The organism is Micromonospora sp. ATLC16 (genome assembly GCF_057196645.1).
In genome coordinates, this window is record NZ_JBXUOW010000001.1 from 231,050 (window position 1) to 254,969 (window position 23,920).

General features: G+C 71.5%; 17 protein-coding genes and 2 pseudogenes. 7 read left to right on the plus strand and 12 right to left on the minus strand.

Annotation, left to right across the window (positions count from 1 at the left end; genetic code table 11):
- Nucleotides 1–30 precede the first annotated feature (30 nt).
- From AC2CHE_RS01150 to AC2CHE_RS01160, 3 genes and pseudogenes are all read left to right on the plus strand, one after another.
- The gene (locus tag AC2CHE_RS01150; RefSeq protein WP_092380978.1) at nt 31–561 is read left to right on the plus strand and encodes an EXLDI protein; all 531 of its coding nucleotides are present in this window, start codon (nt 31–33) and stop codon (nt 559–561) included.
- A gap of 101 nt (nt 562–662) precedes the next feature.
- A pseudogene (locus tag AC2CHE_RS01155) lies at nt 663–1,447 on the plus strand (ABC transporter ATP-binding protein).
- 2 nt (nt 1,448–1,449) lie between these two features.
- Nucleotides 1,450–1,650, plus strand: a pseudogene (locus AC2CHE_RS01160) (ABC transporter permease); the annotation flags it as partial.
- Between the two features lie 37 nt (nt 1,651–1,687).
- Here AC2CHE_RS01160 and AC2CHE_RS01165 read toward each other — a convergent pair.
- The 5 genes from AC2CHE_RS01165 to AC2CHE_RS01185 form a co-directional block, all read right to left on the minus strand.
- Nucleotides 1,688–2,647 (minus strand): fatty acid desaturase family protein, encoded by a 960-nt coding sequence (locus AC2CHE_RS01165; protein WP_484502976.1) that lies wholly within the window; start codon nt 2,645–2,647, stop codon nt 1,688–1,690.
- A 34-nt stretch (nt 2,648–2,681) separates the two neighbouring features.
- Nucleotides 2,682–3,593 (minus strand): pyridoxal-phosphate dependent enzyme, encoded by a 912-nt coding sequence (locus AC2CHE_RS01170; RefSeq protein WP_484502977.1) that lies wholly within the window; start codon nt 3,591–3,593, stop codon nt 2,682–2,684.
- A 20-nt stretch (nt 3,594–3,613) separates the two neighbouring features.
- Entirely contained in the window at nt 3,614–10,555 is a 6,942-nt protein-coding gene (locus tag AC2CHE_RS01175) for a non-ribosomal peptide synthetase/MFS transporter (protein ID WP_484502978.1), read from the minus strand.
- Between the two features lie 271 nt (nt 10,556–10,826).
- The gene (locus AC2CHE_RS01180; protein WP_484502979.1) at nt 10,827–11,435 is read right to left on the minus strand and encodes a DUF4232 domain-containing protein; all 609 of its coding nucleotides are present in this window, start codon (nt 11,433–11,435) and stop codon (nt 10,827–10,829) included.
- 487 nt (nt 11,436–11,922) lie between these two features.
- Nucleotides 11,923–12,540: a pyridoxamine 5'-phosphate oxidase family protein gene (locus AC2CHE_RS01185; RefSeq protein WP_484502980.1), complete on the minus strand. Its 618-nt coding sequence runs from the start codon at nt 12,538–12,540 to the stop codon at nt 11,923–11,925.
- Nucleotides 12,541–12,692: 152 nt separating this feature from the next.
- Here AC2CHE_RS01185 and AC2CHE_RS01190 point away from each other — a divergent pair, with 152 nt between their 5' ends.
- The 3 genes from AC2CHE_RS01190 to AC2CHE_RS01200 are packed head-to-tail and all read left to right on the plus strand — an operon-like array spanning nt 12,693 to nt 14,841.
- Nucleotides 12,693–13,199: a DUF2231 domain-containing protein gene (locus tag AC2CHE_RS01190; protein WP_484502981.1), complete on the plus strand. Its 507-nt coding sequence runs from the start codon at nt 12,693–12,695 to the stop codon at nt 13,197–13,199.
- Nucleotides 13,196–13,729, plus strand: a complete 534-nt coding sequence (locus tag AC2CHE_RS01195; protein ID WP_484502982.1) for an Hsp20/alpha crystallin family protein — start codon at nt 13,196–13,198, stop codon at nt 13,727–13,729. Before AC2CHE_RS01190 ends, AC2CHE_RS01195 begins: the two co-directional genes overlap by 4 nt.
- 8 nt (nt 13,730–13,737) lie before the next feature.
- Entirely contained in the window at nt 13,738–14,841 is a 1,104-nt protein-coding gene (locus tag AC2CHE_RS01200; protein ID WP_484502983.1) for a glycosyltransferase family 9 protein, read from the plus strand.
- A gap of 12 nt (nt 14,842–14,853) precedes the next feature.
- Here AC2CHE_RS01200 and AC2CHE_RS01205 read toward each other — a convergent pair whose 3' ends face one another.
- The 3 genes from AC2CHE_RS01205 to AC2CHE_RS01215 all read right to left on the minus strand — a co-directional run bounded on the left by AC2CHE_RS01205 (nt 14,854) and on the right by AC2CHE_RS01215 (nt 18,234).
- Nucleotides 14,854–15,720, minus strand: a complete 867-nt coding sequence (locus AC2CHE_RS01205; protein ID WP_484502984.1) for a glycosyltransferase family 2 protein — start codon at nt 15,718–15,720, stop codon at nt 14,854–14,856.
- A complete protein-coding gene (gene rfaE2 / locus AC2CHE_RS01210; protein WP_484502985.1) occupies nt 15,717–17,606 on the minus strand; it encodes a D-glycero-beta-D-manno-heptose 1-phosphate adenylyltransferase in 1,890 nt (629 codons plus the stop codon). The genes AC2CHE_RS01205 and rfaE2 overlap by 4 nt, the downstream gene beginning before the upstream one ends.
- A 136-nt stretch (nt 17,607–17,742) precedes the next feature.
- Nucleotides 17,743–18,234, minus strand: a complete 492-nt coding sequence (locus AC2CHE_RS01215) for an NUDIX domain-containing protein (RefSeq protein ID WP_484502986.1) — start codon at nt 18,232–18,234, stop codon at nt 17,743–17,745.
- A gap of 55 nt (nt 18,235–18,289) precedes the next feature.
- Here AC2CHE_RS01215 and AC2CHE_RS01220 point away from each other — a divergent pair, with 55 nt between their 5' ends.
- Nucleotides 18,290–19,939 (plus strand): fatty acid--CoA ligase, encoded by a 1,650-nt coding sequence (locus tag AC2CHE_RS01220; RefSeq protein WP_484502987.1) that lies wholly within the window; start codon nt 18,290–18,292, stop codon nt 19,937–19,939.
- Between the two features lie 290 nt (nt 19,940–20,229).
- Here the strand turns inward: AC2CHE_RS01220 and AC2CHE_RS01225 are convergent, their stop codons facing one another.
- From AC2CHE_RS01225 to ku, 4 genes are all read right to left on the minus strand, one after another.
- Nucleotides 20,230–20,886: an HAD family hydrolase gene (locus AC2CHE_RS01225; RefSeq protein WP_484502988.1), complete on the minus strand. Its 657-nt coding sequence runs from the start codon at nt 20,884–20,886 to the stop codon at nt 20,230–20,232.
- A gap of 100 nt (nt 20,887–20,986) precedes the next feature.
- Complete coding sequence (locus AC2CHE_RS01230; protein WP_484503033.1) at nt 20,987–21,811, minus strand: SCO6745 family protein; 825 nt, start codon at nt 21,809–21,811, stop codon at nt 20,987–20,989.
- A 182-nt stretch (nt 21,812–21,993) separates the two neighbouring features.
- Nucleotides 21,994–22,629, minus strand: coding sequence for an FKBP-type peptidyl-prolyl cis-trans isomerase (locus AC2CHE_RS01235; RefSeq protein ID WP_484502989.1), 636 nt, complete (start codon nt 22,627–22,629; stop codon nt 21,994–21,996).
- A gap of 190 nt (nt 22,630–22,819) precedes the next feature.
- Nucleotides 22,820–23,827: a non-homologous end joining protein Ku gene (ku, locus tag AC2CHE_RS01240; RefSeq protein WP_484502990.1), complete on the minus strand. Its 1,008-nt coding sequence runs from the start codon at nt 23,825–23,827 to the stop codon at nt 22,820–22,822.
- Nucleotides 23,828–23,920: the final 93 nt, after the last annotated feature.

The window sequence follows — 23,920 nt, forward strand, 5'->3', positions numbered from 1 at the left end:
TGTACGTATAGGTGTGCGTATAGTCGGGTCATGCCCAACAAGACCATTTACGTGTCCGACGACGACCTGCCGCTGTTCCAGCGCGCCCAGGAACTCGCCGGCGGCACCCTGTCGGCGGCCATCGCCGCCGCGCTACGCCGTTACGTCGAGGTCGAGGAAGGCCGGCAGCAGGGGTACGACGACGTCGTCGTGCGCGTCGGGCCCGGGCTCGGCCGCAAACAGCGGTTCTCCGGAATGCTGATGGCAGAGATGGAGCGGACCGGCAACGAGCGCGACGAGACCTACCGGATCTACCGGACCCGCAGCGGGAAGTACGTCGTTCACCTCGAGCGGTCCGAGGCGCACGTGAACAACGCACCGAACGCCGAGAAATACCGCACCGGCTGGCGCGCCTGGGTCGGCGACTGGAGCGCCAACCAGTCCTGGACACGCATCCCCGCCGACTCCAGCCTGCGCATCGCTGACGACCTGGACGCGCTGCGCGAGATGATCCCGCCCGAGCTTTACGAGCTGGTTCTCGACGCCGTCCACGAACCGACGATCGAGGATCTCGACATCTGATCCACGCCTGACCAGCCACGGACGAGCCGCAGGCTCGCCCGTCGATCACACACATCCCCACATCACGGACGGAGCCGACGGCGGCCGCCCGACGATGCCCCATGCCCGAACACAGGAGGCGGCACATGGCAAGAGCCAGCCCGGCGATCCGGGTCGACGGACTACGCAAGTCCTACAAGGAACTACCCGTCCTCAAGGGCGTCGACTTCGAGGTGGCGCCCGGCAGCATCTTCGCGCTGCTCGGCTCGAACGGCGCCGGCAAGACCACCGTCGTACGCATCCTGTCCACCCTGCTCAAGCCGGACGGCGGCACGGCAAGCGTCAACGGGTTCGACGTCGGGTCCGAGCCGCTGCGGGTGCGCGAATCGATCAGCCTGACCGGGCAGTTCGCCGCTGTGGACGAGATCCTCACCGGCCGGGAGAACCTGGTGATGGTCGGCCGGCTCCGCTGGGTCGGCAACCCCCGCGAGACCGCGGACGAACTGCTCGACCGGTTCGGCCTGGCCGACGCCGGTGGGCGCCGCGTCGGGACCTACTCGGGAGGCATGCGCCGCCGGCTCGACATCGCGATGAGCCTCATCGGCGACCCTCCGATCATCTTCCTCGACGAGCGACCACCGGCCTCGACCCCGGGGGCCGCATCGAGGTGTGGAAAGAAATCCAGAAGCTCGCCGGCGGTGGGACGACGGTGCTGCTGACCACGCAGTACCTGGAAGAGGCCGAGAAACTGGCGGACCGGATCGCGATCCTGCACGAGGGCACCATCATCGTCTCCGGCACCCTGGCCGACCTGCGGAAGCTGCTCCCACCAGCCAAGGTCGAGTACGTGGAACGGCAGCCCACCCTCGAGGAAGTGTTCCTCTCCGTCGTCGGAAAGCAGGCCTGAACATGACCACCCACGTTCTCAGCGACACCGGCGTGATGCTCGACCGCTCGATCAAGCACGTGATCCGCAGCCTTGACACCATCATCACCGTCACGATCATGCCCATCGCGTTCCTGCTGTTGTTCCGATACGTGTTCGGCGGCGCGATCCAGGCCAACACCGACAACTACGCCAACTACCTGATGCCCGGTATCCTGCTGATCGCTTGGGACCTCCGGTCGTCGGGACAGGCTGAGCTGGTCAGCCGGGGCGGGGATCGCTGCGATCCGATCGAAGCGCACGCCAGAGCTTGCGGTAGAAGTCGGCGTACGTCTTCTCGACGTGTGTCGCGAACAGCCGCGCCTCGTCGTGCCGATCGCGAAGCTGGTTGATGGGTACGCTCATCGCGGCGTGGTGCTCGATGTGCAGGTTGTTGCCATTGGTGTACCAGGTACTCCACCAGCTGCCCCGGATCGACCGGGTGTTGCGGAGCACGTCGGTGGTGTCGGTGTCGCAGAGGAGGTGCTCGGGCAGCTCTACGAGGAAGTGCATCGGCACGGCGGCCACAAGCGGCAGTACCCAGACCAGCAACACGTACTCACCCAGACCGGCGATGGTCAGACCGGCCGCGGCCACGACCGCCGCGCCTTGGATCAGGTGCTCCTGCCCCACGTGACGCCGCATCTTGGGGCTGATGTCGCCGAACTCGTAGGTCCAACGGCCGGTCGCGGTGCGGGCGATGTCCCACAGCACGGACAGGACCCGCTGGTAGTCGAACGCACCGCGCAGCAACCTGGCGAGGGTCAGCGGCTGGCGCGTGTCGAACCCGAAGAACTCGGTGTCCTGCGGTGTGCCCAGGAAGCGGTGATGCTGCAGGTGCCGTACCCGGTAGTGGCTGTAGATCACGAACAGCGGCAGGCCGAGCGGCACCCCGACCAGGCGGTGAAGCCATGCCCTGCGGAACGCGGAGTGGTGCAGTGCCTGGTGCTGCAGCTCGACGGCGTGGGTGTACATGGCGGCGAGCAGCAGCACCCCGGCGACGACCGCGAGCGGCTCCGGACGTAGGGCGAGCGTGACGCCGGCCGCGGTGAGCAGAGCCAGGGCGCAGAGCTTGCCGAGAAAGACCCGCTCGTCGGCGCCGGTGACGCGGGATCGGGCGAACAGCAGGGCGGGGGCGGGCGTGGAGGTCGAGATGGGTGCGGGCGCGGCGGTAACCGTCATGGAACTTTCCTCGCGGGCGGGTGTGCGGGTGGGATCAGCGGCCGCTGAGCAGGACCACATGGGTCCCGGTCAACACGGTGCTGTGGGCGTGAGCGAGCAGTCCGGCCAGGGCCACCGAGCCGGCGGCGGTGGGCCGAGCGCCGTACGCGGCGAGCAGGTGGCGCGCGGCGAGCAACTCGTCGTCGGTGGCCGCGTGCACGGCACCGCCACTGGCTGCGATCGCGTCCAGCGCCTCGGGCCCCTGCAGCGCGTGCCAGTTGACCAACGGCTGGTTGTGGTCGGTCGTCGTGACGCCGTCCGGGGCGAGCATCCGGTACGGGCCCGGCCAGCTCGTCACCAGCGGGTTGTTGCCGGCCGAGCCGACGCCATGCAGCGGGACGGCCCACCCGAGGCGTCGCAGGGCGCGGTGCACGGCGATGACGGTGGTGCCGTTGCCGACCGGGATCCACAGCCCCGCCGGGGGCCCGTCCAGCTCCGCGTGCAGGGCGTCGGCGACGGTGCCGTGTCCGGTGAACACGGCGTCGACGTAGGGGCCGTCGACGTTGCCGTCGATCGCGCCGTCGAGGGCGGCGAGCCGCTTGGACTCGTCGACCGCGTCCTCGTAACTGCCGTCGACGAGGTGCACGTCTGCGCCCGCGGTCCGCATGAAGGCGCCGCCGTCGCTCCAGCCGGTGGGCAGCACGACGGTGCAGGGCATGCCGATCGCGCCGCAGGCCATGGCCATCGCACGTCCGTAGTTGCCGCAGGTGGCGATCACGATGCGGCGTCGACCCTCGGCGATGGCCCGGGCGACGACCTGACGTGCGGCGGGTTCCTTGTGGCTTCCGGAGGCGTAGCGGGTCTCGTCCTTGACGAGGATCCGGGCGCCGGGAACCAGGTCACCGAGGTCGATCAGGGGGGTTCCGTACGCGTCCACGGGGTGCTCGGTGCAGGTGTCGACAGACACGTGGTGCCTTTCGGGAGGGGTCAGCGGGTGGCGGAAAGGGCGGCGTCGGCCGCGCGCTGCAGGTCGTCGCGGGAGCCGATCTCGGCGGCTGGGAGGGCATCGGGCAGGTCGTCCTCGAGCAGACGCAGCCGGCGGTCGAGCCAGCCCCGGATGGCCCACCCGAGTTGCAGCAGGCCGCTGACGGTGACCAGCAGCGCGAGGCCACGGCCGGGTCCGGTGCCGAGTATCTGACCGACACTGCCGGCGAGGGCACCGCCGGGTTCGAGCAGCGGCTGGACGTACCGTTCGGCGAGGGGGCCGACCACCAGGTAGCCGAGCGGCATCGTGAGCATCATCAGGGAGATGAAGATCGACAGAACGCGGCCTTGGAGCTCGAAGCCGACCTTTGTCTGCACGACGGCGATCCAGTGCCCCTCGGCCAGTGACTCGCCGAAGGTCAGCAGGAACATGCCCACTGTCACCCAGACCGGGCCAGCGCCGAGTCCGATGACGGTCATCGCGATGCTCGCCAGGCCCATGAAGAGGATGAGCCCGTGAGCGCGGCGGACGGTCCCACCCCAGAGTCCCATGACGACACTGCCGGCGAGTCCTCCGACGCCCCCGGCGCCAAGGGCCAGACCGAGCACCGCCGGGCTCTGCTCGATGAGCAGCATCGGCGTGATGACGGCGAAACCGAGCGTGTAGAAGGCGTGGTCGACGATGAAGAACCGCAACGCGGCGCGCAGACCAGGGCGGCGGGTAACGTAGCGCCACCCGTTGGCGATCTCGGTGCGGAACGTCTCCTCCCGCCGGTGGAACATCAGATTCGGGAAGCGCACGAGCAGGAGGGACAGCACCCCGACCGTGAAGGTGGCCGTGTCGATGAGTAGCACGCCGGAGACGCCGACGGTGGCGATCAGGCCGGCACCGAGCAGCGGGGCGAACACGGTACCGACCGATACGCCGAGCTGGCTGATGCCGTTGGCATGCCCGAGGAACCGCTTGGGCACCAGTTGGGCGACGGCCGCCAGGTAAGCGGGCCGCTGAAACGCGCCGGCCATCGAGGTGACCGACACCGCCAGGTAGACCTGCCAGAGTTGTAGGCCACCCCCGGCGATCACCGCGAGGGCGAGGGTCGCTATGGAGACGCCGGCGACGGCGTCGCTGGCGAGCATCACCCGTCGCCGGTCCCAGCGGTCAGCGACCGCGCCGGCGACCGGGCCGACGAGGATGCCGGGGAGCAGGCCGATCGCGTTGACGACGGCGAAGTCGGTGAGGGACCCGGTGCGTTGGAAGACCCAGATGCTGAGTACGAGCGTGCTGAGCCCACTGCCGATCATCGAGAGGAACTGGCCCGCGGCGACCGTCGCGAAGCGCGCAAGGCTCGGCGCCGGGCCGGTCTGGTGGTTCTGTGCCTCGGGTTCGGTCGCCCCGCCCGCTGCGAACGACACGAGTTCGGCGGCCAGCGGCTGCGCGTGCGACTTGACGAAGAAGTGCCCGGCCTTGGGCAGGACCGCGAGGCGTACCCCGCCCTCACCGAAGTGCTCCCATTCGTGGAAGCGCTCCTGGTAGTGCTCGGTGACCCGATCTCGCGAACCGACCACGGCCAGCACGGGGGCCTTAAGCCGAGCGGTCTCTCCCGCGTAGGCGGCGGTGAAGAACTCCTCGGCGTCGCGGGCGTCGTGCCGGACGTTGCGCAGCACGAACGCCTGCTGCTGCGGGTCGTCCACGTCGGTGAAGCCGCCGCGGCCCCGCAGGTAGGCCAGATACTCACGGTCGGAGGTGAGCGCGTCGGTCGGCACCAGTCGGTAGAACCAGTCGAAGATCCGTCCAGGCAGCCGGGCAGTCGGGAAGCCGGCACCGAGCGCCACCCCCGCCAACTCGACGCCCGCCTGCTCGGCGCGCCGGGCGATCTGGATGGTGACGGCCACGCCGAGGCAGTGACCGTACAGCAGCACCGGACCGTCGATCTGCCGCAGCTCGGCGAGCACCCGCTCGGCCACCTCGGCCGAGGGCAGCAGCGGCTCGTCGGGACGCGCGTAGTCGTGCCCGGGCAGCTCGACGCTCTGCAGGGCCCAGGTGGACGGCAGCGCGTCGGCCAGTGGCTGGTAGGCGACCGCGCTGCCACCCGAGTACGGGACGGCGACGACGGTCACGCCACCGGCGGCGAGGTCCGCGTCGCGCGGGGTGAGCCGGTGCAGCATCCGCCGCTCGGCGGGCGGGCTCTCCGCGCGGCTGTCCAGCAGCGCCGCGAGTCGGCGTACGGTCGGCTGCTGGTAGAGGTCGAGCAGCGTGGGTGCCGGCGTGATCTGCCGGACCAACTTCAGCGCGGCGAACGAGTCCCCGCCGAGGGCAAAGAAGCTGTCGTCCAGACCGATGTCAGCGACCCCGAGCACGGCGGTCAAGGCCGCGGCGATCTCCTTCTCCCGCGGTGTTTCCGGTGCGGGGCCGGTCACGTCGGCACCCGTCTGCGGCGGCGCGGGCAGACGGCGCCGGTCGAGCTTGCCGTTGGGTGTCAACGGCAGCGCGGGCAGGCTCAGCACGCGGGCGGGGATCATGTGCACGGGCAGGGCACGGGCCAGCGCATCGCGGAGCGCGGCCTCGTCGGGCTCCTCGCCGGTCGCCGTGACCACGTACCCGATCAGCCGGGCGATGCCGGAGGCCGGAGTGTGCACGGCGACCGCGCACGACGCGATGCCCGGCAGGGTGCCGAGCACGGCCTCCACCTCACCAAGCTCGATCCGGTAACCGTTGACCTTGACCTGGTCGTCGAGGCGGCCGAGGAAGTCGACCGTCCCGTCGGCGTGGAAGCGGGCGGCGTCGCCGGTGCGGTACATGCGGGCCCCGGGCTCGGGGGCGTAGGGGTCCGCGACGAAACGCTCGGCGGTCAGTTCGGGCCGCTGGTGGTATCCGGGTGCGACACCGGCCCCGCCGAGGTACAGCTCACCGACGACACCAGCGGGTACCGGCTCGCCGTGGCTGTCCAGCACGTACACCCGGTTGTTGGGGAACGGGCGCCCGATCGGCAACGGCGCCTCGGCCGGCAGGTGCGCTGCGGAGCCGTCGAACCAGACGTTGTCGACGGTCACCTCGGTCACGCCGTACGCGTTGACCACCCGGCCGTACGGCCCGACCAGGCGGCGGGCCAGCTCGTACTCGTGTACGTGCCACTTCTCGCCGCCGCCGATGAGCATCCGCAGCCAGGGCAGCCCAGCACCCGTGCGGTCGGCGTGGGCGAGCAGCCCGCGCAGCACGGCCGGGACCAGTTCCGTGCACTCGACCCGTTCGGTGCGCATCAGCCCGTACAGCTCGGCGGGATCCAGCAGTGTCTCGCGGGGGACGACGACCAGCCGGCCGCCGGTGGTGTGGGCTCGCAGCGTCTCCCCGACGAACATGTCGAAGGAGAAGCTGGCGGCCTGCTGGTAGGTCCATTCCGGTCGCAGGTCGTAGGCGCGCTGCCACATGCCGGCGGCGTGCACCAGGTTGCGATGCGTCACCACGACGCCCTTGGCCTTGCCGGTGGAGCCGGAGGTGTAGATGACGTACGCCGGGTCGTCCGCGGTGGCGGTCGGCGCCAGGTTGCTGCCGTCCTCCGGCAGCGGGTCGCGCAGGTACGCGGCGTCGACGAGCACGGCGGCGCCGCTGTCGGCGAGCATGTAGTCGAGCCGTTCGCGCGGATATGCCCGGTCGAGCGGCACGTACGCCGCGCCGGCCTTGAGCACCGCCCACATCGCCGCGAACAGGTCGAGCGCCCGATCCAGGCAGATCGCCACGCGTTCGCCCGGGCGGACACCCTCGGCCCGCAACCGTCGGGCGATCCGGTTGGCCCGCGAGTTCAGTTCGCCGTAGCTCATCGTGTCGCCACGGAAGGTCAGCGCCGGGGCGTCGGGCGTGGCCACGGCGTGCCGCTCGAACAGCTCGTGGACCGTCGTCGCGTCCGGCACGGGTGCCGCGACCTCGTTCCACTCGTACAGGATCCGGTGCCGCTCCTGCGCGGTCAGCAGCGGCAGGCGGAGCACCTCGGTATCCGGGTCACTCACGGCAGCGGTCAGCAGGGTGAGCAGGTGATCGGCCAGGGCCGCCACTCGCGCCTCGTCGAACAACTCGGTGGCGTAGTCGATGCTCAGCACCGGTCCGTCGACCGGGAAGTCCAGGCCGACGGCGAGGTCCACCATGGTGGCGGCAGGCGCGAGTTCCCCGGCGTACCGCACGGCCGGGGCGCGCGGCGCCGGCGTGTTCTGCACGGTGAGCATCACCGGGCTGATCCGGTTGCGGTTGCCGCTGCCGGGGCGCGCCAACGCGTCGACCAGGTCGGGCAGGGCGAGCGACTGGTGGTCGAGGTCGGCCAGCACGGCGTCACGCACCCGGGTGACCAACTGGGCGAACGTGGGTGCGCCGGACAGGTCGCCCCGCAGCGGCAGGATGTTGAGCAGCGGTCCGACCAGGGGCGCCTCCCCCGGTCCGATGCGCCCGGCCACCGGGGTCAGCACGGTCACGTCGGTGCGGCCGGTGTAGCGGGCGAGGACCGTCTGCAGCCCGGCCAGCACCACCATGAACAGGCTGGCGCGCTCACCCTGGGCGCAGGCGCGCAACCGTGCCAGCAGCGTGGGGTCGACCGCGCGGGTCAGCCGCGCGGCGGCGAAGGACCGGGCCACCGGGCGCGGCCGGTCGGCGGGCAGTTCCAGGTCGAGGTCGGCGTCGACGAACCGCTGCCGCCAGTACTCCCGCAGCTTCGCGTCGCTGCGGGCAACCAGGTTCCGTGCCGCCAGATCGGGCAGCGCGGCGGGAGGTGCCAGGTCCGGCTCCGCCCCGGTATGGGCGGCGCCGTACAGCGCGGCCAACTCATCCCCAACGACCGTGGCGGACCAGCCGTCGAACACCAGATGATGTACGACCAGGACAAGCTCCGTACCGTCGGTGTTCAGGTAGGCCCGCACGAGCGGCCCGGCGGCGAGGTCGAACTTCGCCGTGACCGGCTCTCCCCGTACCAACTCGAGCACGGCGTCCGAGCCGATCACCATGCACGGCTCGGCACCGTCGTCGGGAAAACGGGCGCGCAGCAACGGGTGCCTACGGGCCAACGCGGTGAGGGCCTGGGCCAGCGCGGTGGGGTCGACCGGCTCGGCGAAGCGGTAGCGAATGCCCAGGGTGTGTGCGGGCAGGCCGGCGCAGACCTGCTCGGCGACCCAGAAGTCCCGCTGCAGCGAGCTCAGCGGCACCGGCACACCCTCGGCCACGGCGACCGCCTCGGCCGCCCCGCCGGGGCCGGCGCTCGGTACGAGGCTGGCCACCTCGGCCAGGGTCGGCGCGGCGTACAGCCGGCTCAGCGTCAGCTCCACGCCGTGCTCGTGTCGCAGGGCGTTGAGTATCCGTACTGCGTCGAGTGAGTCGCCGCCGAGTGCGAGGAAGTCGTCGTCCGGGCGTACCTGCGGGATGCCGAGCACCGCCGTCCAGATGTCGGCGACCGCGCGCTGCGCCGGGGTGAAGGTGCTGTCCTCGGCCGGGCTGTCCGGGCCCACGGCGGCCAGGGCCCGCCGATCGACCTTGCCCTGCACGGTCAGCGGCAGGCGTTCGTGGCGTACCAGTGCCGCCGGGACCAGGTATGCGGGCAGCATCTCAGCCAGGGCGGCGCGCACTGCGGTCAGATCGATGGCGCGGCCCGCCACCACATGCCCAATCAGTCGGGCCTGCCCGCCCCGCTCGCTGAGCAGCACGACGGCGTCCTCGATGCCCGGCACGGTCCGTAACGCGGCCTCGATCTCCCCGGGCTCCACCCGGAAACCGCGGATCTTCATCTGGTCGTCGAGGCGTCCCAGGAACTCCAGGGACCCGTCTGCGCCCCGGCGCACCCGGTCCCCGGTGCGGTACTCGCGGCCAGCCGGTCCGGGTCGGAACCGCTCACCGGTCAGCTCCGGGCGGCGCAGGTACCCGGTGGCGACCTGGGCTCCGCTGATCGCCAGTTCCCCGGCCTCGCCGTCGGGTGTCTCAGCGCCGTCCGCGGCCAGCACACGGCAGGTCACGCCGGGCAGCGGCTGCCCGATCGGCACGGTCTCGCCTGACCAGCCGGTCAGGTCGGCCGCGGTGGCGACGACGGTGGTCTCGGTGGGCCCGTAGGTGTTGAGCAACCGGACGTCTGGGCCGGCGGCCAGCTGCCAACGGCGTACCGCCTCGGGCCGCGCGGCCTCTCCTCCGATGATCGTCAGCCGGACCGTGGTGGACAGTGTGGCCTCACCACGGTCGAGGGCGGCGACCAGGTCGTGCCAGTACGCGGTCGGCAGGTCCAACACGGTGACGCCCAGTCTCGCGCACCCGTCGAGGAACAGGTCCGGACGGCTGATCATGTCGTCGTCACGCAGCACGACGGCCGCCCCGCAGGTCAGGGCCGGGAAGATCTCCTCGACGCTGGCGTCGAAGCTCAACGACGCGAACTGCAGGACGCGGTCGGCGGCGGTGAGCTCGTAGCGCTGCCGGGCGGCGGCGCAGAACGCGGCGAGCGCGGACGCCGGCACGACGACGCCCTTCGGCCGCCCGGTCGACCCGGACGTGTACACCACGTAAGCCGCTCCCGCGCCGGTCGCCCGGTCCGCTTCCGCCCCGAGCGCGGTGTCCGTCACGGCGACGCCGTCCGAGGTGATGACCGCGCGGGGACGGGCGTCGGCGAGGATGAGTTCCTGGCGCGCTGCTGGATAGGCAGGATCGATCGGCACGTAGCCCGCGCCCACCCGCAGGACCGCCAGCATCGCCACGACCGCGTCCCGGCCGCGCGGCAGGCGCAGCGCCACCAGGTCGCCGCCAGCCACCCCGGCTGCCGTCAACTCGGTCGCCCGCTCGTCGACGCGGTGGATCAGTTCCGCGTAGGTCAGGTCACCTGCGCCATCGACCAGCGCCGCGGCCGCTGGCCGGCACCGGGCCTGCGCAACGATCGTCTGCCACAGCGGACCCTCCCCCACCGGCGATGTGCGGATGTCGATGGCCTGACTCATCAAGGGCTCCCAGGTGTCGCCAACAGCGAAAGACATGCCGGCGCAAGACCATAGGGAGCCTCAGAGTCCCTCGGGTGAACTCCGGGCGACATCCGAGAAGATCTTGATCTTCGGTCGGTTCACCTGGTGAACGCCGCCGCCCGCCGGCTGACGTTGGCCGCCACCTGCGGAGCATCGGCCGACAGGGGTCGGACCGGTCGGGACGCACGACAAGCCAGCAGGTGGCGCAGTTGCCGTTGAGCTCGTGGGATGGGTTGCACAGAGGGCTGGATCACCAGGCGACGACGCCTTGACGGCTGGGCTGTAGGGAACCGATCTGCAGCGATCCCATGGTGATGTTGCTGGCTTCCGGGTTCGGGAAGCCCTCGAGTTCGGCGGGCTTGTCATCAGCGGATGCATCGAGGCTGAACTTCAGGGTGTTGCCCGCAGCGCAGTCACTGCTGCCCTTGTCGCAGGTCGTCCACTTGATGCCGGCCCACACGGACCGGTCCGGCTCGACTGTGGTCGGCGTTGGCGGGCCGGGCTGGTCGACCTTCTCGGTGTTCACGTCGACAACCATGTTGGCGGCGTTGACCAGGGAGATGCGGGCCCAGCCGTCGACCCTGCAGGCGTCAGGGCCGGCGTTGGTCAGCGTTACGAGCGCCACGTTCTCGGCATGCGGCTGCGCGGTGATGACGGCCGACATGTCCTCGGTCCGGCACGCGGCCGCCGAGTCCGAACCGGAAGACGAAGAGACGGAGGGGGAGGAAGCGGAGGACGACCCGACTGTGGGGGGTGCGGAGGAAGAAGAGGCGGATGGCGTGGTCGTGCAACCTGTCGCGGCAGCGGCAACGCCGACTACCGGGAGCAGGCGGAGCGCGAGGCAGTACGAGGAGCGCATGTCGAATTCCTCTTCCTAATGTCGTGGTTGGATAAACCCTGCCCGTTCGCTCGCGTGCTAATCCCCGGGACGTCCCGCTACGGCACGGATGCGCGAGCAGGGCCCCGGCCTGTCGTGCCGGCCCGACGCACGGCCTGGCTTCGCCGTTTCCGAGGTCGACCCTGGTCCACCCCGTCACCACCGGGTCGATAGGGGGTGCTTCTCCGCCTGGCGTTGGCTTACGGCCTGTGGCGTGGCAGCGGGCGGCCCGGTTTTCGGCAACGTTTGAGAGTGGCGCCGGCCGTCAGTTGGGCAGGGGCACCGTCGGTTCCACCGTGGCCGGGCCGCGCCGAACCGTGCGGCTCAGGGCGCGCGCCGCTCGGCCCCACGTGCGGGCCGCGCGGCTCGGGCAGCCTGTCGCTGCTCATGCCGTCGTTGACGATCGCGATGCCGGTGAGCCCGCAGGCAGCAACATCACCGAAGCCGCGGGCGGGGCAGGTGGGGCGGGTCAGGCGTAGAGGTTGGCGGCGTACTGGGGGCCGTAGTGGCGTTCGAGGTCGGCAAGGGTGTCGGCGGGAGCCTCGACCTCCTTGATCAGGCGGGCCCGGCTGGGCAGCGGGTCCGACGGCCAGGTCTCCGGCTGCCACAGTTGTGACCGGAGAAACGCCTTCGCGCAGTGGTAGAAGATCTGCTCGATCTCGACCACCACGGCGAGCACCGGCCGGTGCCCCTTGACCACCATGTCGTCGAACCAGGGCGCGTCGCGCAGCAGCCGCGCCCGGCCGTTGATCCGCAGGGTGTCGGTGCGCCCTGGGATGAGGAAGATCAGGCCGACGTGCGGATTGGCCAGGATGTTGCGGTAGCCGTCGGCGCGCTTGTTGCCGGGACGCTCCGGAATGGCGATGGTCCGCTCGTCGAGCACAAGAGCGAAACCCGCCGGATCTCCCTTGGGGGAGACGTCGCAGGTGCCGTCCGCTCCGGCGGTGGCCACCAGGCAGAACGGCGACTCGGCGAGCCACTGCCGATCACGCTCGTGCAGGCTGGTGCGCTCCTTGGCGACTGCGCGGGGGCCCGGGGTGCCGAGCAACTCGGTCAATTCGGCTGCGGATGTGATCTCCACCGTCACTGGGTGCCTCCCCGTGGAGTTGACCGTGATGGCGGCACCCGGGCGGGAAACCGCCACGTTCAGCATAGTCGCACCCGCCCGTGAGGTTTGTCCCTCGGTGCCCGGGGGTACAGACCCACTGCGCGCCCTCGGAGAGCAGTGGAGGCCCGGAGATGGAGAGTCGGCTCAAGATTCTGGGGCATCCTGTTCATCCGATGCTCGTGATGTTTCCGTTCGCCCTGCTGGTCACCGCCGTGCTCTTCGACGTCGTCGACACGGTCGGCGGGCCGGACTTCCTCGGCGAGGTGGCGTACTGGAATCTCACCGTCGGCCTGATCGGCGGCCTGCTGGCCGCGGTGGCCGGGACGTTCGACCTGCTGGCGATCCCTTCCGGTACCCGGGCCAAGCGGGTGGCGCTGACCCACGCGGCCGCGAACGTCGCGGTGATCCTGCTCTTTGCCGCCGTCTGGGTGGTACGCCTCAACGCCGACTCGCGGGCCGCAGGTGGGGCACTGGTCGCCATCGAGGTGGTGGCGCTCGGCATCCTCGGGGTCGGCGGCTGGCTGGGCGGTGAACTCGTCGACCGGCTCGGGGTCGGGGTCGACCGGGAGGCCAGCCTCGACGCGCCGAGTTCCCTGCGGCCGGTGGCCGCCAGTCAACGGATGGGAGATGCGCGATGACCAGGCCGGGACGCGGCTGGCGGGGCGGTCAGCAGGGCTGGGACCCGATGGGCGAGTTGCAGTCGCTGCGGGCGGAGCTGAGCCGGCTGGTCGGTGGTCGACCGGGTCCGCCCGAGGTGGAGCTGGGCGAGACCAGCGACGGCTGGGAGGTGGTCGTCCGGCTGCCCGGCGTCGCTCCGGAGGAGGTCGCGGTGGAGCTGGACGACCGCGAGCTGTGCGTACGGGCGCGCACGGAGGCCGAGGTCAACGCCGACCATGGCATTCCCGGCGGTTTCGAGACCCGGGGCTTCGAGTACCGCGTGCAACTGCCGTCGCGGGTGGACCCCGAGGCGATCGACGCGGTGATGGACCACGGTCTGCTGCGGGTACGGCTGCCCCGGGCGAACCGGCCCGCGCCGCGCACCATCACCGTCGGCCGTACCGGCCCCCGTCCGGCCGGCTCGTCCGGCGGTGTGCCGAGCAGCGTCGACCCGGCGGCGGATCGGGAACTGCACCAACCGGATGTCGCCACCGGCGATTCCGGTCGGTAGAGCGCCCGGTGGCCCCGCCCGTGCTGGAAGAGGCCGCCGACCGGGTGCCAGACGTGGCCCGGGTCGCGGTGCTGCGCGCCAACGCGCTCGGTGATTTCATCTTCGTGCTACCCGCGCTGGAGGCGTTGCGGGCGGCGTACCCCAAAGCGGAGATCGTTTTGCTCGGCGCGCCCTGGCACGCGCAGCTGTGGCGGGACCGGCCGGGCCCGGTCGACCGGGTGCTGGTGGTGCCGCCCGCGCCGGGGATCCGGACGGCGACCGACGGCGAGCCGGAGTCCAGCATGGTCGACTTCCTGGCCGCCGCCCGCGCGGAACGGTTCGACCTGGCGTTGCAACTGCACGGCGGCGGCGCCAACTCCAACCCGCTGGTGGCCGCGCTCGGCGCCCGGGTCACCGCCGGCCTGCGGGCCGAGGACGCGCCGCCGCTGGACCGCTGGCTGCGCTACGTCTACTACCAGCACGAGGTGGTCCGCTATCTGGAGGCGGTGGCCCTGGTGGGCGCTCCGGCCACCACGATCACCCCGGGCTTGGCGGTCACCGAGGCTGACCGGGCCGAGGCGCGGGCCGTGCTCGGCGAGCCGGAGCGTCCCCGGGTGGCGCTGCATCCCGGGGCCACCGACACCCGGCGGCGCTGGCCCGCCGACCGTTTCGGAGAGGTGGCCCGGACGCTGCACGCCGACGGGTACGAGGTGCTGGTCACCGGCACCGCTGCCGAGCAGGAGGTGGTCGACCGGGTGGTCGCCACCGCCGGGGTGCCGGTCCGGCCGCAGGTGGGCACGCTCAGTCTGGGTGGGCTGGCCGGCTGTTACGCCGGCTCTGAGCTGGTGGTTTCCAACGACACCGGTCCGCTGCACCTGGCTGCCGCCGTCGGTACCCCCACGGTCGGCATCTTCTGGGTCGGCAACCTGATCACCACCGCTCCCGTGCTACGGGGCCGGCATCGGCCGATCACCTCGTGGACGGTGCACTGTCCGGTCTGCGGGGTGGACTGTACGCCCGGCATCTACCCGCACCGCCCGGGCGACGGCGACTGCCCGCACCGCGACTCCTTCGTCACCGACGTTCCGGTGGCCGAGGTGCTCGAAGCCGCCCGCGAGCTGCTGTTCCGCTGAGGCGTCCCTGGCTCAGGCCTCCGGGTCGGCGAGGACGACCTCCCACGCCTCCACGTCGCGTTCGGTGACCGTGGTCGGCGACTCCAGGTGGTAGGCGCCGCTGGGCAGGACACCGGCGCCGCCGTGCCGGGCCAGCACGGCGAGCTGCGCGGCGACGTCCTCGCCCTGGTGCCGCACCGGCACCCGACGCCAGAAGTCGAAACCGCCCGAGTCGACCAGCTTGGCCCGGTCGTAGAGCACGCAACCGCCGACCCAGGACACCTGGTACGCCCGCCATTCGTCGTCCGCCAGCCTCAGCGACGCCGTCACGTGCAGCAGGTTCGCCGCCGAATGAATCCGCGCCCGGTCCCACTCGGGCGTGCCCGGCCGGACCCGCTCCGGCACCGGGCGTCCCGGCCACTCCCGGTAGTGCCGGTGCGTGTGCGGCCGCACGTCGTCCAGGTAGGACAGGCCGTGCACCCCGTTGCCGACGAAGCCGCAGCCCAGCTCGCCGATCGCGGTCACCAGCCGGCGCAACGCCCCCGGCTCCAGCCAGACATCGTCGTCGAGGAAGAGCACGTACCGGGCGGTGGAGGTGGCGAGCAGGAAATCGCGGTGTTCGGCGAGCCCGCGCCGGGGCAGCCGCCGGGTCAGCAGCACCGGATGTCCCCGGTGACGCAGCGCCCGGACCATGGTGGCCGCCGCCGGATGGGCGTACCCGGGGTCGCCGTCGGACTGGTCGCTGACCACCACGCCGAACCTCGGCACCCCCTCCTGGGCGGCGAGCCCGGAGAGGGTGACGGCGAGTTCGGTGGGCCGGTTGCGGGTCGGAACGAGCACGTCGACCAGCCGGTCGACGCGGAACTGGGCGGGCGTGCCGGCGTCGAGGGGTCGGTTCACGACGCCTTGCCGGTCAGTGGCGGCGTGTCCGCACCGGTCGTGGCGGCGCTTCCGGCCGCGCCGGAGGTCTCCACCTCCGGAGCGGGTGCGGTCGGTCCGGCCTCCGCGCCGGTCGCGCCCTCCTGGCCGTACGCGCGGATCCGGTCGATGATCGCCGAGGTGGAGCGGTCCGGCACGTACCCCAGGGTGCGCACCTGGCCGCCCAGGCGCCGCACCAGTGGCGCCTCCGGCACCAGCTCGGGAGGGTAGTCGCCGCCCTTGACGTAGACGTCCGGTCGGACCGCTTCGATGAGGGCGGCCGGCGAATCCTCCTCGAACACCACCACGTGGTCGACGCAGGTCAGCGCGGCGAGCAGGGCGGCGCGGTCCTCGATCGGGTTCACCGGCCGGTCCGCACCCTTCAACCGGCGTACGCTGCCGTCGGAGTTGACCGCCACCACCAGCAGGTCGCCGAGGGCGCGGGCCTGTTCCAGGTAGCGCACGTGCCCTCGGTGCAGTACGTCGAAGCAGCCGTTGGTGAAGACGATCGAGCGGCCGACGCGCCGGTGTTCCGCCGCGATCTCCGCCAGGTGCCCGGTGTCGACAAGCACCTGCCGGCCGTCGGGTGTCGGCCGGCCCAGCGCGGCCAGCAGGTCCTCTCGGCGGCACACGCAGGTGCCCGTGCCGGCGACGGTGCTGGTCGCGGCGAGCTGAGCCAGTTGGGCGGCGGTGGACAGTGAAGCGTCGGCGGCCAGCGCGAGCGTCATCGCCGCCAGGTACGCGTCACCGGCACCGACGGTGTGACTGGCGGGCACGGGTGTGGTGTGGCTGCGGGCGGGTTCGCCGTCGATCCCGCCGACCACCGCACCCTCGGTGTCCAGGGTCACCGCGACCACGGCCGCACCGGTGTGGGCGCGCAGCTCGGCGAGCCGGGATTCGGCCAGAACGGCCCGGTCCACGCCGACACCGACCTCGGTGTTCACGGTCACCCCGGCGCCGGTCACACTGAGCCCGTCGCGGGTCATCGCCACCCGGCTCTCGCCCGGGGTGGGCTCCCCGGTGGGCCCGTCGGTACGCCGCATCCCGGCCTGGCCCGGGGCCGTTCCCACGGTCAGCTCGGAGGGCCCGTCGGCCGGGTCGACCTCGGGATGCTCCAGGTGCAGCTCGTGCCCACCGGCCGGGTCAGCGGTGGCCGCCGGGTTCGTGGTCGGCCCGATCATGCCCGCGCGGGCGAGCAGGCGGGTGGCTTCCGCGAAGCTCGGGGTCACCACGGTCGGGGCAAGGCCCCGCCAGTCGGCGAGGTCGTGGGCGTCGAGCGCGACCGTGGCGTACCGGTCCCGGTGCTCGACCAGCCAGGCGCGGACCGGTGCGGGCAGCGCACCCAGGCCGTAGTCACAGACCACCAGGGTCGGCTTCTCGCCTCCGCTGGCCGCCCGCAGTTCCGCACTCGCGCAGTCCAGGGCGGTGAGCAGGCAGTCCACCCCCATGCCGCTGAGCGGGTCGTCCGGGTCGCCGGAGTCCTCCCGTAGCAGGATCTGGTCGTCGGCAAGCATTCGACGCTTCACCGGGGTGGGCCTCCCGGGCTGGCTGACCGTACGGTCCCAGACACCGGCCCGGTCGAGGCAGTCGTGCAGCTCATCGCCGGCGGCGTCGGCCCCGACGGGTGCCACCAGCACCGAGCGCCCGCCCAGCGTGGCGATGTTGACGGCGGTGTTGGCCGCGCCGCCCGCCGCCGAGATGCGGCGGCGCAGGGTGAGGACCGGGGCGGGGGCTTCCCGGCACAACCGGTCGGAGTCCGCGAACCGCCACTCGTCGAGCATGGCGTCGCCGATCACCAGGACCGGACGTCCGAGCCAGCTCTGCACGACGTCGGCGAGCCGGAGCTGTTCCGCTGCTGCTCGTGCCATGCCGGCGGTTCCCCTCCGGTCGGCGGGGTCAAACCTGGAAAGATCACCTCCTTCGAGCATCCGGGTCGGCACTGATCCGGGGGCAGCGCTCGTTCGGCGGCCTCGCCCGTCCGGGCGAGGCCACCAAGTTTTTTGATCACTTCAGGATCAGGCGGTTGGTCTGCTCGAAGACGTCCAGGTCGGCCAGGGTCTCCAGGACGCTGGCCGAGAGCGGCTGGGGCATCGCCTCGCGGTGGAAGAAGCCCGCGTCGATGGTCTCGTCGGTGATCCGGGCCAGCCGGCCGTCCCACTCCTCGACCCGAAACGCGGTGGTGAAGATCTGATAGGTGTGGCCGTACATGTTGGTGTGGGTGCGGTCCGGGCCGGTGTAGAGGGCGAAGGCGCTGACCCGGAGGGCCCTGAGCCCGGTCTCTTCGCGTACCTCCCGCACCGCGCAGTCCGCGATCGACTCGCCCAGCTCCATCGCGCCGGCAGGCAGCGCCCACTGACCGTTGTCGGAGCGGCGGATCAGCAGGGTGCGGGCCGAGTTGTCGCGCGCCACGGCCCGCGCGCCGACGAACATCAGCGTCCGGTCGCCGGCCAGGGCACGCAGCTGCCCGACGTACGAATCAGCCCAGGAGATGCTCACCCGGACAATTTACGGGGGTTCCCAACCTGTGACCGGCGACACTAACTTGTTACCCATGCGTAGCACGATGATGGACGCCCCCCTTCAGATCTCCCGGATCCTCGAACACGGCGCCACCGTGCACGGCGCGGCCGAGGTGGTGACGTGGACCGGCACCGAGCCACGGCGCAGCACGTACGCCGACGTCGGGCGGGACGCCGCCCGGCTCGCGCACGCCCTGCGGGCGGAGTGCGGGGTGACCGGCGACGAGCGGGTCGCCACCTTCATGTGGAACAACACCGAGCACCTGGTGGCGTACTTCGCCGTGCCCAGCATGGGTGCGGTGCTGCACACGCTCAACATCCGGCTCTTACCCGACCAGGTCACCTACATCGCCAACCACGCCGAGGACCGGGTAGTGCTGGTCGACTCGACGCTGATCCCGCTGCTGGCGAAGTCCCTCGGTGGCATGACCAGCGTGCGGCACGTGGTGGTGGTCGGTGGCGGCGATCCCGCTCCCCTGGTGGCGGCGGCGGGCGACCGGATCGCCGTACATCACTGGGATGCGCTGCTGGCCGACCGGCCGGAGGTGTACGACTGGCCCGAGGTGGACGAGCGCGATGCCGCCGCCCTCTGCTACACCTCCGGCACCACCGGCAACCCCAAGGGGGTGGCCTACTCGCACCGTTCGATCTACCTGCACTCCTTGCAGATCTGCATGCCGGAAGGGTTCGGGCTCAGGCCGACCGACCGGGAACTGGCCATCGTGCCGATGTTCCACGCGATGTCGTGGGGGCTGCCGTTCGCGGCCTTGCTCTCCGGCGCGTCGCTGGTGATGCCGGACCGCTTTCTCCAGGCCGCGCCGATCGCCGAGATGATCGCCGCCGAGCGGCCGACCCTGGCCGGTGCGGTGCCGACCATCTGGACCGACCTGCTGGCCTACCTGGACAGTCACGACGTCGACACCGCCTCGCTCAAGGAGGTGATCGTGGGCGGTTCGGCCTGTCCGCCGTCGCTGATGCACGCGTTCGACGAGCGGCACGGCGTCGACGTGATCCACGCCTGGGGGATGACCGAGATGTCGCCGCTGGGCTCGGTGTCGCGCCCGCCGGCCGGGGCGAGCGGCGACGACGCCTGGCGGTACCGGTACACGCAGGGCCGGGTGCCGGCGGGGGTACAGGCCCGCATCGTGGGTCCGGCCGGGGAGCCGCTGCCCGCCGACGGGACCTCCGTCGGTGAGCTGGAGGTCCGTGGGCCGTGGATCACCGCCCGGTACGTCGGGGAGGACGCGCCGGACCCGGAGAAGTTCCGCGACGGCTGGCTGCGTACCGGTGACGTGGGCACCCTGTCGGCGGACGGCTACATCACCCTCACCGACCGGGCCAAGGACGTGATCAAGTCCGGCGGCGAGTGGATCTCGTCGGTGGAGTTGGAGAACGCGCTCATGGCCCACCCGGCGGTGCTGGAGGCCTGCGTGGTGGGCGTGCCGGACCAGCGGTGGGACGAACGGCCGCTGGCCACGGTGGTGCTCAGGGAGGGCGCCTCCGCGACCCCGGAGGAGTTGCGCGACTTCCTGGCCGGATCGGTGGCCCGCTGGCAGTTGCCGGAGCGGTGGGCGTTCGTCGAGGCGGTGCCGAAGACCAGCGTCGGCAAGTTCGACAAGAAGGTGGTGCGCTCCAGGTACGCCGACGGCGACCTGAATGTGCGGGAACTGGCCACGCCGTAACGTTTTTCGGCGCATCATCGCCATTGGGAGTAGTGGCCTGCAAAGACCTCTCTCCGATGGGCGGCCCCGGCGTTCGCACCGCGCCGGGGCCGCCCCTTCCTTGCGGGACGACCCGCAATGCCAGTATTGCGAGACTTGTTCGCCTGTGTCCTGCGGACGGCCAAAAATGCCAGGTAGGACGCTTATTCGCGGGCGCTGAGCAGCACCTTGCCGACCACGGAGTCCTCCACCGCCTGATGCGCGGCGGCTGCCACCGACCGTAGGCGGGCCGGGGACCGCCCGGTGCCGGTTCAGCCCAGCCGGTCGACGACCTCCGGAGTCAACTCGTCGATCGACCCCAGCACCGTCACGGCCAGCCGTCGAGCGTCCGGATCCAGCGGGTACGCCCCGTGCGGCACCGCCACCACCGCCATTCCGGCGGCAGCCGCCGAACGCACTCCGTTGGACGAATCCTCCACGGCCACGCAGCGCGTCGGGTCGAGGCCGAGCCGCCGGGCCACGGTCAGGTAGACGTCCGGCGCCGGCTTGCCGCGCTCGGTCTCCTCGGTCGACAGGGTGCTGCCGAACGCGTCGGTCAGGTCGGTGGCGGCCAGCGCCGCGGCGATCAGTCGGGTCGGCGAGGAACTGGCCAGCCCCAGGGGCCACCGCGCGGCTGTCCGACGGACCACGTCGACCGCGCCGTCGATCACCGGCACCCGGGCCGCGTACCGGCGGGCCATCTCCTCGACCACCTCGGCGGCGACCTGGTCGGCGCTGCGCCGCACCCCCAACTCGTCGCTGAGGTACCGGGCCCACTCGCCGGTGCTCATCCCCATCAGCCGACGCTGGGTGTCGTCCTGCCAGCTGCCGCCGTGCTCGGCTACGTACGCCCGCCGAACCTCCTCCCACACCGGCTCGGAGTCGACGATCACGCCGTCAAGGTCGAAAACCACCCCATCCACCGTCACACCCCTATCCTTCCCCACCCACTCGAACCTCACCCACCCACCGCGTCGATCAAGAAGTTCGCGTCGGGGATCCCGCAGATCCCAGACGCAAACCTCTTGGTCAACCCGACAGGGGCGGAAGGCCGACCGGGCTGTCCGGCGGGATGACCGTGTGGGCGGCGCGGGCGATCGGGTCGAGCAATTCGCGTAGTCGGCGCGCGTGCTCGGGGCCGAGGGTGAGCCAGGGACGGGCGGCGGCGAGATCGGTGGCGTCCTCGATCGCCTGGAAGGCCGCCCGCCCGCGCTCGGTCGGCTTGCCGTCGGCGTCCAGCCAGCCCCGGACGGTGAGCCGCTCGCGCGCCTGCGACCAGTCCTGCTCCGACCAGCCCCGGCCGAGCAGACTGGCCGGCGGCGTGTCGACCGCGACCCGCCAGGCCAGCGTCTCCACCGGGTCGAGATCGGCGGCGACCAACGCCGCCACGTGTCCGTCGCCCCGATGCTCGCGCAGCGTGGTGGCGGCCTGCCAGAGCCGAGCCAGCGGGTACTCACCACGAGGCAGGGCGGCGTTCGCCGCACCGAGCACCCGGCCGGCCGTACCGAGCCCGTCGGTGGCGGCCTCAAGCAGGTCGGCGGCCTCCACGAGGTGCCGCTCGGGCAACTCGTAGGTCAACTCGGCGAGCGCCTGCACCGCTCCGGTCAGCCGGGCACGAAGCGCCTGGTCCGGCGAGGCCAGCTGCCACACCGCCGGCAGGGCCCGGCTCACCATGTGCGGCGCGAAGTTGTAGAAGGTGGCGACCACCGGCGCCGGACCGGTCGGGCCGAGCGGGGCGGCGCGACCGGCGAAGTAACCCCGCCAGTAGCCGCGCAGCCCGGCTGCGCCGTAGGCAGCGCGGGCGCGTGGGTGGAAATAGGTGACGGCGTGCACCGGTTCGTAATGCGTCCACATCAACCGGGCGGTCCGCCCGTCGGCGTCCACTGCCGTCACGTGCACCTCCGTGTCACTTCGACCAGCGTCCCGGGCGAGCTGCCCGGGACGCTGCCGAACCTACTGCCGGTCGGTGACCGTTCGGAAGCCATCTGTGGTCAACGGCATCGATGTTCTGTCGGACGACCCGACCCGACCCGGGCTCACTCGGCGGCGAGCACATCCACCACGAAGCGCAGTGGGCCCGCCGGGCGACCGCCCCCACCGTCGCCGTACGCGTCCTCGGCCGGGATGTCGAGCTGCACCCGGCTGCCGACGGTCACGCCCACCAGGCCCTTGTCCCAACCCGGGATGACCTGCCCGACGCCGATCGGGAAGGTGGCGGGCTCGCCCCGTTCCCAGGACGAGTCGAACTCCTCGCCGCTGTCGTAGAAGACGCCGACGTAGTTGGTGGTGATCGACTGGCCGGCCTGCACCTTCGGCCCGGTGCCCTCGACCAGCGGGGTGACGGTCAGCTTGGCCAGCTCGCCCTCTCCGGCGGTGACGGTCGGCTTGCTGCCCAGCGCCGGGTCCACGCCCTCCGGAAGCTGCGGCGCGGGCGGCGCACCCGGCTCGTTCGTCGCCTCCGCCGGGGCGGAGGGGGTGCCGGCGGCCTGCTCGGGCGCATCGTCACCACCGCGCTGGCCCACGATCACGAACACGGTGATCAGCACCGCCACGACGGCGATCCCGGCGAAGGCGCCGGCCCAGGCCTGCCGGCGGCGCTTCGCCTCGGCTGCCTTCTGAGCCGCCAACTGCTCGGCCAGCCGCCGCCGCGCCTTGGTCTCCTGCTCGCTCACGTCCTCGACTCCCTGCTGAGAGGTGTGGGGTGGGTCCGGCCACGGGCAGCCGTCGCCGACACACGGTACCTGGTGTACGACGCACTTCCGACCATCGATGGCCCGCGTCCGCAGGCAGGGCCATGCCGACCAGGGAGTCCGGGTCGTCCCGCAACCGCCCGAAGGCGCATCCGGGCGACCAAAAGTGCGGTCAGGCGGATTTGCGCGGAGTGGTCTTCTTGGCGGTCTTGGTGGCTTTCTTCTCCGCGGTCTTCTTGGCCGGTTGGGCCTTCTTGGCGCTGGTCTTCTTCTCGGCTGCCTTCTTCGCGGGCGCCTTCTTGGCCGGCGCCTTGGTGGCCTTCTTCTCCGCCGCCTTCTTCTGCGCCGAGCGTGCCGACGAGATCGGGGTCGGTTCGGCGCCACCGCCGGCCGGTGCCTCGCCGCGAGCCGCCCGGGCCCGCTCCACGGACGCCTTGAGCGCCGCCATCAGGTCGACGGCGGCGGCGGGCGCCTCCTCCACCTCCTCCGGCTGGACCACCTCGCGGCCCTCCACCTTGGCGTCGATGACTTCCTGCAACGCCGCCCGGTAGTCGTCGGTGAACTCGTCCGGGTGAAACTCCCCAGCCATCGAGTCGATCAGCGAGGTGGCCATCGCCAACTCCGGTGGACGGATCTTGAGGTCTTCGTCGAGGAAACCGAAGTCCGGCTTACGGATCTCGTCGGGCCAGAGCATCGTGTTCAGCAGCAGCACACCCTCACGGACCCGCAGGGTGGCCAGCTGCTCCCGCTGACGCAGCGCCACCTTGACGATGGCCACCCGCTCCGAGTCGGTCAACGCGTCCCGTAGCAGCAGGTACGGCTTGGTCGCGGTGCCCTCCGGCTCCAGGAAGTACGCCTTGTTGTAGAGGATCGGGTCGACCTGCTCGGCCGGCACGAACTCCAGCACGTCGATCGCGTGGGAGGTGCTCAGCGGCAGGTCGGCGAAGTCGTCGTCGGTGAGGATGACCATCTCTCCGCCGCCGATGTCGTAGCCCTTGGCGATGTCGTCGTAGCTGACCTCCTCGCCACAGACCTGGCAGGTCCGCTTGTACCGGATCCGCCCGCCGTCCTCGCGGTGCACCTGGTGGAACCGGATGTCCTTTTCCTCGGTCGCCGAATACAGCTTCACCCCGATCGAGACCAGGCCGAACGACACGGCTCCCTTCCAGATGGCACGCATGCTGCGCTCCCTTCCCCGGTATCGACCATGCTCGCATCACAGTGAACCGCACGCGAGGTGTTCGGCCGGCTACTACAGTCGTCCTGTGTCCGG

Excerpts from the sequence above, each read along its gene's own strand:
- AC2CHE_RS01230 (WP_484503033.1), bottom strand. The coding sequence starts at position 21,811 with ATGTGGACGCATTACGAACCGGTGCACGCCGTCACCTATTTCCACCCA.
- ku (WP_484502990.1), bottom strand. The coding sequence starts at position 23,827 with ATGCGTGCCATCTGGAAGGGAGCCGTGTCGTTCGGCCTGGTCTCGATC.
- AC2CHE_RS01175 (WP_484502978.1), bottom strand. The coding sequence starts at position 10,555 with ATGAGTCAGGCCATCGACATCCGCACATCGCCGGTGGGGGAGGGTCCG.
- AC2CHE_RS01220 (WP_484502987.1), top strand. The coding sequence starts at position 18,290 with ATGCGTAGCACGATGATGGACGCCCCCCTTCAGATCTCCCGGATCCTC.
- AC2CHE_RS01195 (WP_484502982.1), top strand. The coding sequence starts at position 13,196 with ATGACCAGGCCGGGACGCGGCTGGCGGGGCGGTCAGCAGGGCTGGGAC.
- AC2CHE_RS01150 (WP_092380978.1), top strand. The coding sequence starts at position 31 with ATGCCCAACAAGACCATTTACGTGTCCGACGACGACCTGCCGCTGTTC.
- AC2CHE_RS01165 (WP_484502976.1), bottom strand. The coding sequence starts at position 2,647 with ATGACGGTTACCGCCGCGCCCGCACCCATCTCGACCTCCACGCCCGCC.
- AC2CHE_RS01180 (WP_484502979.1), bottom strand. The coding sequence starts at position 11,435 with ATGCGCTCCTCGTACTGCCTCGCGCTCCGCCTGCTCCCGGTAGTCGGC.
- rfaE2 (WP_484502985.1), bottom strand. The coding sequence starts at position 17,606 with ATGGCACGAGCAGCAGCGGAACAGCTCCGGCTCGCCGACGTCGTGCAG.
- AC2CHE_RS01190 (WP_484502981.1), top strand. The coding sequence starts at position 12,693 with ATGGAGAGTCGGCTCAAGATTCTGGGGCATCCTGTTCATCCGATGCTC.